At 60.4% G+C, this 13,222-nt stretch carries 8 protein-coding genes and 3 pseudogenes; 10 read left to right on the top strand and 1 reads right to left on the bottom strand.

Going from position 1 to position 13,222, the window contains the following annotated elements; translation table 11 throughout:
- Window positions 1-33 precede the first annotated feature (33 nt).
- The 10 genes and pseudogenes from ACPTTC_RS30475 to ACPTTC_RS30430 all read left to right on the top strand — a co-directional run bounded on the left by ACPTTC_RS30475 (window position 34) and on the right by ACPTTC_RS30430 (window position 12,288).
- Window positions 34-651, top strand: coding sequence for a glutathione S-transferase family protein (locus ACPTTC_RS30475; RefSeq protein ID WP_226201205.1), 618 nt, complete (start codon window positions 34-36; stop codon window positions 649-651).
- 138 nt (window positions 652-789) lie between these two features.
- Window positions 790-3,603, top strand: coding sequence for a type VI secretion system Vgr family protein (locus ACPTTC_RS30470; RefSeq protein WP_423395157.1), 2,814 nt, complete (start codon window positions 790-792; stop codon window positions 3,601-3,603).
- Window positions 3,604-3,647: 44 nt separating this feature from the next.
- Complete coding sequence (locus ACPTTC_RS30465) at window positions 3,648-8,573, top strand: RHS repeat-associated core domain-containing protein (protein ID WP_423395156.1); 4,926 nt, start codon at window positions 3,648-3,650, stop codon at window positions 8,571-8,573.
- Window positions 8,570-8,965 (top strand): hypothetical protein, encoded by a 396-nt coding sequence (locus ACPTTC_RS30460; RefSeq protein ID WP_423395155.1) that lies wholly within the window; start codon window positions 8,570-8,572, stop codon window positions 8,963-8,965. Before ACPTTC_RS30465 ends, ACPTTC_RS30460 begins: the two co-directional genes overlap by 4 nt.
- A 93-nt stretch (window positions 8,966-9,058) precedes the next feature.
- A pseudogene (locus ACPTTC_RS30455) lies at window positions 9,059-9,394 on the top strand (RHS repeat-associated core domain-containing protein); the annotation flags it as partial.
- 280 nt (window positions 9,395-9,674) lie between these two features.
- Complete coding sequence (locus ACPTTC_RS30450; protein WP_423395154.1) at window positions 9,675-10,178, top strand: hypothetical protein; 504 nt, start codon at window positions 9,675-9,677, stop codon at window positions 10,176-10,178.
- A gap of 262 nt (window positions 10,179-10,440) precedes the next feature.
- Window positions 10,441-10,626, top strand: a pseudogene (locus tag ACPTTC_RS30445) (RHS repeat-associated core domain-containing protein); the annotation flags it as partial.
- A 353-nt stretch (window positions 10,627-10,979) separates the two neighbouring features.
- Entirely contained in the window at window positions 10,980-11,375 is a 396-nt protein-coding gene (locus ACPTTC_RS30440) for a hypothetical protein (protein ID WP_423395153.1), read from the top strand.
- A gap of 198 nt (window positions 11,376-11,573) precedes the next feature.
- Window positions 11,574-11,708, top strand: a pseudogene (locus ACPTTC_RS30435) (RHS repeat-associated core domain-containing protein); the annotation flags it as partial.
- A gap of 301 nt (window positions 11,709-12,009) precedes the next feature.
- Window positions 12,010-12,288 carry a hypothetical protein gene (locus ACPTTC_RS30430; RefSeq protein ID WP_423395152.1) on the top strand — a complete coding sequence of 93 codons (279 nt, stop codon included), beginning with the start codon at window positions 12,010-12,012 and terminating at the stop codon, window positions 12,286-12,288.
- A 201-nt stretch (window positions 12,289-12,489) separates the two neighbouring features.
- Here ACPTTC_RS30430 and ACPTTC_RS30425 read toward each other — a convergent pair whose 3' ends face one another.
- Window positions 12,490-13,212 carry an HAD family hydrolase gene (locus ACPTTC_RS30425; RefSeq protein ID WP_423395151.1) on the bottom strand — a complete coding sequence of 241 codons (723 nt, stop codon included), beginning with the start codon at window positions 13,210-13,212 and terminating at the stop codon, window positions 12,490-12,492.
- Window positions 13,213-13,222 lie beyond the last annotated feature (10 nt).

Below are 13,222 nucleotides of genomic sequence, written 5' to 3'. Positions count from 1 at the left end.
ACGTTTTCCCGACATTCTGGATGGAGACTGGCGATGAAGCTTTACGGATTTGCCGGCACCCGCTCGCAACGCGCGCTGTGGGGGCTGAAGGAGCTGGACGCCGATTTCGAGTTCATCTCGGTGAACCTGCTTCAGGGCGAGCACAAGCGGCCCGAGTTCCTGCGCCTCAATCCGGCCGGCAAGGTGCCCGTGCTGGTGGACGGCGATCTCGTGATTCCCGAATCGGCCGCGATCGTGCTGTATCTCGCGGACAAGTACCCGGAGAAGGCGCTGCTGCCGGCCGATCCGGCGCGGCGGGCCGAGGCTTACCGGTGGGTCATGTTCGCGGTGACGGAGCTTGAGCAGCCGCTGTGGCGGATCACGCGGCACTCGTTCATCTATCCGCCGGAGAAGCGCTCGCCGGCAGACATCGAACTGGCGCGCGAGGATTTCAAGACGATGGCCGCGATTCTCGACAAGCATCTCGAAGGGCGCGAGTTCATCGTCGGCGATACGCTGACGGTCGCCGATTGCGTGACCGCTTACCTGATCGACTGGGCCGGCGAGTGCAACCTGATCGAGTCGTTTCCGAATTTGCGGGCGTATCTCGAACGGCTGTATGCGCGGCCGAAGGCGCCGCAGCGGATCGCGGACGCGCGCAAGGCGGCGTGACGCGCGGTGGTCGGTCGTGCCAAACGGCGTGATCGACCACGAACATTGTTTCAGACCGTTGCCGTTCGCTGGACGCGAACGCGGCCATCCGTTATCCCTTCAGCTTCCGAGAAAAAAGACGGTTGCTGAGGGGAAATCATGGCCCAGGAACGAGGAGTGCAAGGTGCGTTCGCGCAGTGGATAACCGGTCGTCAGTCGTATTTCCTGGAGGTGCCGGGCGCGCCTCGGGCACGGGACTTGTCGATCATGTCGTTCGTGCTCGACGAGCAATTCGGCGAGCCCTACAGAATCGAGCTGACGCTGACGAGCCCGGATTCGCTCGCGCGCACCGACTATCTCAATCGCCCCGCGACCTTCACGATCGAGCCGGCGGGAATCGGCGGCGGCGCCGATGGCGTCCGCACCTTCGCGGGCTGTATCACGGCATTCGGACAGGTACGCAAGACGCGCGATTTCGTGTCGTATCGCATCGTCGTCGAACCGTTCGTCGCGCGCCTGCGTTTGACCGAGGCGTCGCGCATCTATCAGCAGCAGTCCGTGCCGGAGATCGTCGAGTCGATCCTGCGGCGGCACGAATTCCGCTCCCACCAGTTTTCGTTCAAGCTGCGGCGCGCCTATCCGCGTCTCGCATTCCGCATGCAATACCGGATGTCCGACTGGGACTACGTCCGCCTGCTGATGGAGCAGGCGGGCCTGTTCTGCTTCTTCCGTGCGGGACAGCATGGCGACGAACTGCATTTCGGCGACGACATCGATGCCTATACGTATCGTCCGGATGTCGTTATTCCGTACCGAGAGGCGAGCGGTCTCGAAACGGGCCACGAGGCGGTGCTGTCGCTCGAGTCGCTGAGCGAAACCATTCCGCAGTCGGTCAAGGTCGCCGATTACAACCCCGAAAAAGCCTACGACCGCTTCAACGCCGAAGCGAATATCGCTCGCGATGATTCGACCACGTGGGGGCGGCGTTATGTGTTCGGCACGCATCATCTGGACGGCGACGAAGCCCGATACGAAGCGCAGTTGCGTCACGAGGCCGCGGTTGCCTGGCAGGTCGTGTATTCCGGGAGGAGTTCGGTGGTGGATTTCGCGCCGGGGCTCGTCGCGAAGCTCGACGAGAGGCCGGCCGATGCGCCGCACGGGATCGTCATCGTTTCCGTGCGTCACGCAGGCGGGCGTGACGCGTCGTACATCAACACGTTCAAGGCGATTCCGTGCGGCCGGCCGTTCCGCCTGAAGTTCGACGAGCGACGGTGGCCGACGATTGCGGGCACGTTGTCGGCGCGCGTCACGACGCCCGATGCATCGCCGTATGCGCATCTGACGAACGACGGTCGCTACACCGTCCGTTTCGATTTCGACTTCGACGAATGGCCGGTTGGCGGCGAAAGCGTGCCGTTGCGGCTCGCCAAGCCGTTCGCGGGCGGCAACCAGACCGGGTTCCACTTTCCGCTGCTGGCTGATACCGAAGTGGCCATTGCATTTGCCGGCGGGAATCCTAACCGTCCGTATATCGCGCATGCGCATCACGACAGTCAGGCGGTCGACCTGGTGACGAGCCGGGACGGCTTCAATACACGCAATGTGATTCGCACGCGAGCGAACAACAAGCTTCGTTTCGAGGACCGGACGGGACGAGAATGCATCAAGCTGTCGACCGATTATGGCGGCAAGACACAGGTCAATCTCGGGCATCTCGTCGACAACCGGAAGGAGACGCGTGGCGAAGGGTTCGAGGTCCGAACCGACGAACGTGGTGTCGTGCGTGCCGGCAAGGGGCTGTTCCTGACGGCCGACGCCCAGTCGAATGCGCGCGGAAAGGCCTTCGACATGACGGCAGCCCGCCAGCAACTCGACGCGGCCCGGTCACGCATGCGCAGTCTGGCCGATGCGGTCGAGAAGGCCCGGGCGACGGTGGCCGCGTGCGACGCGCAGCAGGCATTGCTCGAATCGCGGATCAAGGATCTCGAAGCGGCCGTGCTGCTCGCATCCGCGCCGCACGGCGTCGCGATCACCAGTGGCGAGCATCTGCAACTGGCGGCCGGCGGACATCTTTTCACGACAACCGGCGGCAATGCGGATGCGGCGATCGGCGGCAACTACACGGTCGCTGCCGGAAACGCGGTGTCGATGTATGCGAACGCGCAGGGAATGAAGCTGTACGCGGGCGCGGGCAAGGTCGACGTGCAGGCGCAAACGGATGCGCTCGAACTCACGGCGCTGAAGGGCGTGACGATCGCGAGCACGTCGGACACCGTGACGCTGAATGCACAGAAGGCGCTGACGCTGATGTGCGGCGGAGCCTATATCCGGCTCGCGGGCGGGCGGGTGGAGATCGGCAGCGCGAGCGAAATCCAGGTGAAGGGGCCGCTGAGCATCGAGCCGGCCGCGACGCGACGACAGGCGCTGCCGCTGATGCCCGAACAGGAGCAAACCGGCATGCAGCTTTGGCATGCGTATCCGAATGGCGAGCCGGTCAGGAATGCACCGTATCGCGTGACGTTTCCGGACGGGTCGTGGCGAGAGGGGCTGCTGGATGCCAATGGCCGGGGCACGGTGGCGAATGCGCCGCGCGGCGGCGGCTCGGTCGAGTATCGCGAGGAAGACCACGATCTTCAGGATGCTGCGCGCAAGTTGGGCGACCCGAACGGGATGCCGGCATTTCCGGCTGCGAGTGGGGATGCGGGTCAGGCCGTGCCCAGTCTCGTCGGCGCGGCGATGGCGGCGGCAATACCGGGAGCCGGAACAGTCATGCAGGCGCTGCAGTCCGCGGTTTCCGTTCAGTCGGCGGCATCGGGCGTCGCGGCAAGTGGCGCGCCAGGCGATGCCGCCGCACTCGCTCGATCCGCACTCGACAGCGTTGCCCAGCCGGTTGCGAATGCCACCGCCAATCGCGCCACGGCAGCGATACCGGATGTTGCGCCGGGCCTCGTCAAAACCACCGTGTCGCGCTGATTCGCGCGTCGCGTCCGCTTCCCGTTCGAAACAGATAACGACTTATGGCCGGAACTACAGCCCCCTCCACGCCTCAGCGCCCGATCCCGCAGGCGATCCGGCAGAACGCCGAAGCCCGGCGTGTCATCGTCAGTCCGGTTCCCGCGCCGGGAACATCGCCGAAGCTGGTCGCCGCCGGCACCGAGTCGGTCAAGAACCCCGGCCTCGAGATCTTCGTGCAGTGCCTCTACATGGTGCCGTTCGTCGGCAACGCGATGTCGCTGTACGACGTCGGCATCGACATTTACCGCATTTGCAGCGAGCCGGGCGGCACGAAGAAGGTGCTCAATTGGGGGATCCTCGCGATCGATGCGATCGGGGTCGTGCCGGCCGCGGGCAACGCCACGCGGCCGGCACGCGCGGTCGTCAAGGAAGTGCTGCTCGCGTTCGCGAAGGGTGCCGGCGCGGCGGTGCTGGTCGATCTGTTCTGGGCGACGGCCGGCGGCGACGTGCTCGCGTTCATGGCGGAGCTCGATACGCATCTACGGAAGTGGAAAGCCAGCATCGTTCAAGGCGTGCGCGACGCATCGCGCACGGTGCGCCGCTTCGTGCTCAATCCCGTGTCGACTGCCGAACAGATGGGGCGGATCAGGAAGAACACGGGCTTCCTGTCGTGGGTGCCGTCGTCGGAGGAGATCGCGCTGATCGGCATCGACCAGTTGCTCAAGATGTCGGGGCAGCGCGATGCGATCGTCGCGTGGCTGGACGCGTTCGATCGCGATACGGAACCGATGCTCGACCGGGCATTCGGCAACGTGGAGGAAGCCGGCAGCCTGCTGTTCATGGCCGCGCAGATCACCGCGGAGATCAAGGCTCGCAAGGCGCGCAGGATTCCGTCGCATGTGGCGCAGGCCGTGCCGGGCACGATGCGCGAGCCGCACCGGAAGCCGGGCGAGCACCGCGATTCGACGCAGAAAGGAGCGGAGCCGAGCACACTGCCGGCAAAGGACGGCTGCGGGTGCCCGAAGACGGGCAGCAGCAAGCCGGTCAACTACGCGATGGGCGACGAGAACCTCGAGCAGACGGACTTCGTGCTCGACGGTATCGTGCCGATCGTGTGGACCCGACGCTACCGGTCGAGCCTCGCCGCCTACGATGCGAGCCCACTCGGCGCGCGCTGGAGTAGCGCGTATCACCTGTCGCTGGAAGAGCGTGACGGTGCGTTGACGTTCTTCGACCCCGACAACCGAGCGGTGCCGCTGCCGCCGGTGGCGGTCGGCGAATCGGTCGAGGTGCCGACCGAACAGTTCACCGTGAAGCGTCCGGACGGACGACATGTACTGCTGACGTACCCCGATGGCTCGCATGAACGTTATGAGTTGCACGGTCCGGTGACGCATGCTCGCTATCGCCTCATCGCCCGCACGAACCGCGATGGCCTCGGCCTGACCTTCACCTACAACGCGGCCGGCGAACTCGCCGCAATCAGCGACGGCGCGGCAAATGCGATCCGTATCGATTACGTCGACGGCCGCGTCTCGGCGATCTACCGCGCGGGCGTGCCGGGTCTTGCCAACGAGGCCCTGGCGCACTACACGTACAGCGCCGAAGGCGACCTGAGCGGCCACATCGACATGCTCGGCTTCCGGCGCACGTATGCGTACGAGCAGCACCTGCTCACGCGCTATACGGATTTCAACGGCCACCCCGCGAACCTGACATGGGACTGGTCGGGGCGGCGCGAGGGCATGCCGGCGCCGGCCGACGCTCGATGCGTCCGCACGTGGCACGGCAACGAAGGCCAGCATGTCCAGGACGACACGCACTTCGAGTATCACCGCGAGCACTGGTACACCAAGGTCACCGATGCGGATGGCCACGCCACGATCCATCGTTACGACTTCCACAACCGGATCGTGCTGGTCGAACACGCGGACGGCTCGACCGAAACTTACGAATGGGACGAACACAATCGTCTGGTCGGCACGAAGAACGCACTGGGCCATACGCAGCGATTCGCCTACGACGAACAGGGGCGGCTGACGGCCGAAACCGATGCGCTCGGCAATACCACGCGCACCGACTATGACGAGAGCGGGTTGCCGATCAAGGTGACTACCCCGGACGGGCGCGTCACGCAAACGGCCTATGACGAACTGGGTCGACCGATCTCGGTGACGGACGCCTCAGGCCGCACCACCCGCTACGCATGGGGCGTCCGGGGCGAGTTGCTGTCGCTGACCGACCCGAAGGGCGGCGTGAAGCGCTTCCGTTACGACCACGGCGGGCGGCTGGCCGAGGCGACCGACTGTTCCGGTCACACGACGCATTATGGCTATGACGAACGCGGCCACCCGTCGCGGGTCACCGATGCCGCCGGTCACGTGACGCTGTACCGTTGCGATGCGCGCGGGCAGATCGTCGGCGTCACGCATCCGGATGGCTCCGAGGAGCGCTTCACGTGGGACGGCGAAGGCAACCTGCGCACGTACCGCGACGGCGCGGGCCAGGTCACCGAATACACGTTCAACGCGCGCGGACAGCCGACCTGGCGCAAGGATGCCGCGGGCCGGGAACTGGCATACGGATACGACCGGCAATGGCGGCTGGAGACGCTGACCAACGAGAACGGCGACCGGACGCGGTTCGGCTACGACCGGCTGGGGCGCCTCGTCGAACAGACGGATTTCGACGACAGTACGACCCGTTACGTGTGGGATGACGCGGGGCAACTGAGCGGCTCGCAGGTGGGTGACATCGAGACGACCTACGCACGTGACCCGCTCGGTCGATTGACGTGTCGGGAGACGAAGGGCGCGGGCGGTCGCGGCCACGTGACCGAGCGCTTTTATTACGACGCCCGCGGCCGCCTGACGACCGCACAGGGTCACGGCAGCCGCGTGTACCTGCACTACGACGATGCCGACAACCTGATCGCCGAAGAACAGACGATTTACCCGGGTACCGACGGCACCTATACGGCGGTGACCCGGCACGAATACGACGCGCTCGGCAACCGGATCCGCACGCAACTGCCGAACACGCGCACGATCGACTGGCTACGCTACGGCTCTGGCCACCTGCACGGGGTGCTGCTGGATGGCCAGCCGCTGGTGGATGTCGAGCGCGATGCACTGCATCGCGAAACGATTCGCCGATACCGCAGCTTCGAGCAGACGCGCGAATACGATCCGGTCGGGCGGCTGAAGCGGATGATCGTGCGCCGCGAGACCTACGCGCGGCCGGCCGACTGGATCGCCAGCCGGCAACTGAGCTACGACGCCGTGGGCCAACTGACGCGCATCGAGGATCGCACGCGCGGCGTCACGGACTACACGTACGACCCGACCGGGCGCTTGCTGAAGGCGACCACGCCGGACCTGAAGGAAGTGTTTGCGTTCGACCCGGCGGGCAACCCGGTGGATCCGGAGAAGATCCCGCCGCGCCCGAGCGACGAAACGATCGAGTCGGTGACGGCGCGGATGCGGCGTCATATTGCGCAGGATCAGGCGTGGCAGGACGCGCACCCGGGCGAACGGATGTCGCCGGAGCAGGTCGCGCGGCGCCTGCAGATGGCCGACGAGTTCAACGCACTGACCAATTGGGAAAAGTCGCTGCCGAAGTGCATCGGCAATGTGCTGAAGGAGCTGAATCGCACACGCTATGAACACGACGCGCACGGCAATCTGGTGCGCAAGACGGAACCGGGCGGCGTGACGTGGCTGTACGACTACGACGCGGCGCACCGGCTCAGACGGGCCGATCGCTATGCGAAGCCGCCGGTGGCGAACGAGATCGGGCGGGGCGAGTACGAAGCGGGCGGCTGGGCCTCCGAGCCGGGTACGGTGCGGCCGGACTTGCGCGTGAGCTTCGCCTATGACGCGTTCGGCCGTCGCAGGTTGAAGGACGTGGGGAGAAAGGACGGCAGCATCGATCGGACGGTGTTCACGTGGGACGGCGATGTGCTGCTGATGGAGGAGCGGTTCCATATCCCGCCGCTGCAGCCGGGCGAGCGCGAGCGGGCGACGCATCGTCCGACGCAGGTGGTGCGGGAGGATCCGGACGATGCGTGCTCGGTGCCGGTGGCGCAGCGGATGCATACGTTCGGCGAGCGGTACCAGTGGCAGGGTGCGTCGCTGTATATGCACGAACCGGGCACGTTCGTGCCGCTGGCGCGGCTGGACGAGACGCTGGTGGAGGCGGCGTTTATTGCGACAGGCACGGACGGGCGGTTCGTGCAGGTGCCGGCGAAGACGCGGCATGCGACGCTGTTCTACCAGAACGATCATCTCGGGACGCCGCAGGAACTGCTGGACGAGTCGGGGAAGGTGGTGTGGCTGGGGCGGTATCGGGCGTGGGGCGGCGAGAAGACGGTGTGGCGGGAGGTGCCGGAGCGGAACGAGGCGACGAACCCGATCCGGTTTCAGGGGCAGTATTGTGATGAAGAGACGGGGCTGCATTACAACCGGTATCGGTACTACGATCCGAATAGTGGGCGGTTCGTCAGCAAGGATCCGATCGGGCTGGCGGGTGGGATCAACGTCTATCAATATGCGCCCAACAGCACCGTATGGATCGATCCTTTAGGTTTAGCAGGGAACCGTGCGAACCGTCGTGCGGGCAATATCTTACAAGATATCGATGCGAGAGGTGGAGGTCATGCCTATTCCCGCCACGGCGCAAGTACAACTCTGGCTCAGCAAGAGCATCGCGCCATGACAGGAATTCCGCCCGATTGTCCGTGCCCTAAACGTCCTCGCCCCACGGATTCGACGCGGTTTATGAACAATGTGGATCAGTTGGATGCCATTCAACGTGGAACGGTAAAAATGAACGCGAGTGGGGAAAACTCAGTAACGTTCGATATGGGGAGAACTATTGGAGAAGGGTATCGCAAGGGCGGTGGCACAACATTGAGCGCATCAGAGGTTACCGTTGTTCGTCGAGATGGAAATATTATCACGGCATTTCCAAAGTTGCCGAGTCTATGAAGAAGATCATTAATTTTAGTTACATTTCGCCATTATATTATTATCTCTATGCTATGGGAGATGATGATTTGGATAATTTTTATATAAATAGTAAACCTGATTTGGATCGACTTTACAAGGAAATGAGGTCAAGGTTTGCGAGGTTTGGGCCGGTGTCCCAATCTATGGTTTCTGATGCATTGGAGTACGTATTGGCATCGCATTCATGGGAAGCGAATTGGAGGGGCTTGCTGCCGCAAGAGATTCCTTTGGATGAGGTGGAAGATAAGGAGAGATTTGTGCGTGATCTGTTTTTTGTGTTGATTGGGAGAGAGCCAGACCCGGATTTCGATTTGAGCAATATCGAAGTGAATAATTATGTTGGACCGGACGGGATTGATACTAAGGTTTAGTGGTGGCGAAGTGATTTGCGAGTATATCTTTGTTGAACCGGGATGCTTCCGCTGATGTGCGGCCTCGTGCCTTCAGTTGCGAAGACGCGGCATGCGACGCTGTTCTACCAGAACGATCACCTCGGGACGCCGCAGGAACTGCTGGACGAGTCGGGGAAGGTGGTGTGGCTGGGGCGGTATCGGGCGTGGGGCGGCGAGAAGACGGTGTGGCGGGAGGTGCCGGAGCGGAACGAGGCGACGAACCCGATCCGGTTTCAGGGGCAGTATCACGATGACGAGACGGGGCTGCATTACAACCGGTATCGGTACTACGATCCGAATAGTGGGCGGTTCGTGTCGAAGGACCCGATCGGGCTGGCGGGTGGGGTAAACGTCTATCAGTACGTGCCGAACCCGGTTACATGGATTGATCCACTCGGCTTACAGAAGAAGCAGCCGATTCCGCCACATATCTCTCGACAGAAGCAAGCAGGTCATGTGTTAAGCGAGCCGCAATACGACAACCGAGTTAAACAAGGAAAGGCAACCTCATGCTTTTGTGATTGGGACGATGCGATTCAGTACACAGACGAAGCTTGGAACAGGGGGGCATCTGTCCCTGGGCGTCCTAATGTCCGAGATCACGATTTTAAAAAATCAGTGGGTTTTGGCCCGAACGGTGGAACTCAGAGCGCGGTCCGCGTTCATCAAGATAGTACAGGGAAAATACATGGACACCCCAAAGGTAGAGAAACACTCTGACCCATATTTCGACTGGGATGGGTTTTATCAATATGTAAATAAGGCTTACGGCAATATTGAAAAGCCGAATTACTCTTTTGCTCGGGAGTTTTGCGATAATAAAAAATATCCGAGGCTTATTGAATTTCTCGAGGAAAATTATCAATTTATAGAGGATACGGAACCGAATACTGATGTGAGTTATGGTTATTTGTTTAAGCAGGATAGGGTGGAGTCGATTTTGCGAGTTTCGATCGTTGGCCCGTATTTTTACCTGTCTCCGATCATCTCGGGCGGCGGTCAAGGCGTGCCTGATGTAAGTGTTGGGGAGGATGATTTTAGATTGCCATTATTGAATTTTATGGATGTGCATGGTTTTGTTTTTACGTCGCGAGAAGTGTTGAGGAGGAAAATAATGTTCGGCGGGAGTTTTGCTAGTGTTTATTCTATAATTTATTGTTATGAAGATGAGCCGTTATGGGTGGTTGGGTAGGAGGGGTGGTGAAAGCCTTGTGCGTTAATGGATTTTTTCTGATGGAGAAATGATCGCTTTGAGTGGTTTCGACTCCGATATGTTTCACGCGGGTGGTGCAAATGAACGCTGGCATCACGTTCGTCCATGTAATTATGGGAAATTTAATTCCGTTGGGAGATTTCTCGTCCCCCCCCAGAGATTTTTGTGGAAGGGGCGGTGTCGGGCGTGGGGCGGCGAGAAGACGGTGTGGCGGGAGGTGCGGGAGCGGAACGAGGCGACGAACCCGATCCGGTTTCAGGGGCAGTATCACGATGACGAGACGGGGCTGCATTACAACCGGTATCGGTACTACGATCCGAATAGTGGACGGTTCGTGTCGAAGGACCCGATCGGGCTGGCGGGTGGGGTCAACGTCTATCAGTACGCGCCTAATCCGGTTAGTTGGGTCGATCCTGTTGGCTTGGCGCGCATACCCGGCGGCGCAGGGAGGAAACCGGCATCGAATAAGCCGAACCAGAACGCGAAATGTCCCTGCAGGAAGGAGTGGGAAGTTAATCGCTTTGACCGAATCTGTGAGGCGATGCTCAACGGAACGCGCGTCAAGTACTTCCGGGATCCCACCACGAAACTATGGTGGTCAGTCGATACTGAGGGGCACGGTGGTTCAGCGTGGAAGGTTATGAGGCAGGTTGGGGAAAGTCTCGCACATGAAAATGATGCAGATATTTATGGGGATTATATGAGCAAACATAAAGGTGCAACTGGAAAAGAAATTTCCATGAAAGGTATGAAATGTCGGAGCGCGAAAGGCGAAAGCAAATGACAATTAAATCAGCCGGTGAATACAAAATATATGCTGAAAGTGACGATGAAAACGAGTTTGCAAAAATTTATGATGAGGCAACTGACGAAGTATGGGTAGACATTTTGTCAAAGTATCCTGAGTTGTCTAGACTTGTTGCCGCCAACAACACCATTTCATTGAATATTCTGAGTCATTTATCTCGAAATGGAGATTGGATGACTCGTTGTGATGTTGCGACAAAACGTAGAATTAGCCGAGAGATTTTTGAGCGATTGGCCTCTGATGTTCACTCAGGGGTCAGGCAGGCAATCGCATGTAATCCGAAGGCACCCAAAGACATATTGACTAGTCTTGCCAATGACGCTGACGAGTTGGTTGCTCAGGCCGCAAAAGAGCGATTGGTCTCATAGACGGAAGGGCCGCGTTCGCGCCCTGTCGTTATTGCAGTTCCGTGGGTATGATTGAGTACCCGATCTGCTTTGGCTACAAGACTCGACGGCAGATCGGAAACGAGCGATACCACCACGACGGGGGATGCTAGTTGCACTGGTATATACGATTTATTGACGGCCGCGCCGAGAGTGGTGTCGAGTAAATGGCTGTATTAAAACTGGTATTGGTACTACGATCCGAATAGTGGGCGGTTCGTGTCGAAGGGCCCGATCGGGCTGGCAGGCTGGATCAACGTCTATCAATATGCGCCTAATCCAGGGCAGTGGGTCGATCCGTTTGGTTTGACGAAATACTATCGAGGGGAGAAGTTCGGGAATAAGCCATCGTTTGAACCGCGGCCGGGCGAGTACAAGGTGCGGGATGGCAAGGTCCAGCCTACACATGGTGTGTCAGTGTTCGATAATCCAGAGAGTTGCCCATGCAGGGGTTTGTTCCCCACAGGATCAAATCAGAGTCCGTCCCGGACAATTTGAAAATAATTCAGCGGGGTAAGAATTCCGCACAATTTGAAATAACGCCGGCAAATCCCATGATCGAGGACGATTGCAGGGAATGCTCTAGGGAAAATCAAGGAAAAGTGAGGGATTATAAATGATAAAAATTGAAGTCAAGTACCCCGGTTGGTACGATGAGCTTGCTGAATTCGAACACGAAGAAAAAGGTTTTTTAGAGGGTGTTCTTGTCCTGTACGAGGGAGGCAATGTAAAGCTGAATTTTTACAATATGGCTAGATTCACTCAGGATGCAGCCGAAAGTATCCGTGATGACGGGTTCTTTTATATGTCTGGGGTCGTGATCGTCGATAGTGTTTCCAGGAGACATATCGAGGCAGCGGCACAAAGAATCGTCAAGGACGGGGTGGCGCCGTAAGTACCACTCGGTTCGATGGTCGTGCCCTTCGGTCTTGAGGAAATTTTGCAATGCTTCACCGGTAAAGGCTCACTACCGATTAGGCTGGGGCGTGATGTGGCTGCGATGAGGGGCGTGTTTTGTGCCGTGAGCGTTACTCTTCGTGATATGTGGTTGGGAGTACAGGTGTCGGCGAAGACGCGCCATTCCGCCCGCATGCTGTCACGACAGCTTGTCGGCCCCCCCGAGCGCGCGACACAGCATCGATAGGTCGCGGAGGGTAAGGTGTGCAGACACGGCATGCTGCTTCTTGCGTTCCACTTCCGGCTGAGGTTCGCGCACTACCCATGCCGCCTGAAGCCCCGCATTCAATGCACCGACGATATCGAGGTGGTAGTCGTCCCCGACATGCAGCAATTCCGCCGGACGCACGTCGAGCGCCTCCGCCGCCGCATGAAATATCCCGGGCTCCGGCTTCGCGACGCCGAATACCTGCGCGCTGAGCGTCGCACGGAAGAATTCGCCGCCGCCGGTCAGCCGGAGATCCGCGTTGCCATTGGTCACCGCGATCAACGGAAACCGCGCGCTCAACCACGCGAGCGCCGGCAACGCATCCTCATAGAATTCGACCTGGTTGCGCGCGGCATAGAAGGCTGCGTACGCACGGTCGGTGAGCGCGACATCTTCGTTCGCCCGCTCCAGCGCCAGCCGGATCGAACCGATTCTCATCGCGCGGAAGTCGCCGGCGAGATCGGGGCACAATCGTTCGTATTCCTCACGCAAGTCGCTTAGCGCCTGCTGCGTTGGCAGCACGCTTTCGGTACCGGGCGCGTGCTCGATCAACCACGTGCGAAGCGCCCGTTCGGCCCGTACGACGGACGGCCCGAACGGCCACAGGGTGTCGTCCAGGTCGAACGAGAGGGCAGAAACTTGGGTGATACGCATGGCGGTTGAA

The organism is Burkholderia mycopellens (genome assembly GCF_964265025.1).
Taxonomy (GTDB): domain Bacteria; phylum Pseudomonadota; class Gammaproteobacteria; order Burkholderiales; family Burkholderiaceae; genus Burkholderia.
The sequence above is the reverse complement of the archived record's forward strand: the minus strand, read 5'-3'. Positions and strand labels throughout refer to the sequence as shown.

What these genes read in the sequence shown, in the direction of transcription:
- ACPTTC_RS30470 (WP_423395157.1), top strand. Translation starts at nt 790, where the DNA reads ATGGCCCAGGAACGAGGAGTGCAAGGTGCGTTCGCGCAGTGGATAACC.
- ACPTTC_RS30450 (WP_423395154.1), top strand. Translation starts at nt 9,675, where the DNA reads ATGGACACCCCAAAGGTAGAGAAACACTCTGACCCATATTTCGACTGG.
- ACPTTC_RS30460 (WP_423395155.1), top strand. Translation starts at nt 8,570, where the DNA reads ATGAAGAAGATCATTAATTTTAGTTACATTTCGCCATTATATTATTAT.
- ACPTTC_RS30430 (WP_423395152.1), top strand. Translation starts at nt 12,010, where the DNA reads ATGATAAAAATTGAAGTCAAGTACCCCGGTTGGTACGATGAGCTTGCT.
- ACPTTC_RS30440 (WP_423395153.1), top strand. Translation starts at nt 10,980, where the DNA reads ATGACAATTAAATCAGCCGGTGAATACAAAATATATGCTGAAAGTGAC.
- ACPTTC_RS30465 (WP_423395156.1), top strand. Translation starts at nt 3,648, where the DNA reads ATGGCCGGAACTACAGCCCCCTCCACGCCTCAGCGCCCGATCCCGCAG.
- ACPTTC_RS30475 (WP_226201205.1), top strand. Translation starts at nt 34, where the DNA reads ATGAAGCTTTACGGATTTGCCGGCACCCGCTCGCAACGCGCGCTGTGG.
- ACPTTC_RS30425 (WP_423395151.1), bottom strand. Translation starts at nt 13,212, where the DNA reads ATGCGTATCACCCAAGTTTCTGCCCTCTCGTTCGACCTGGACGACACC.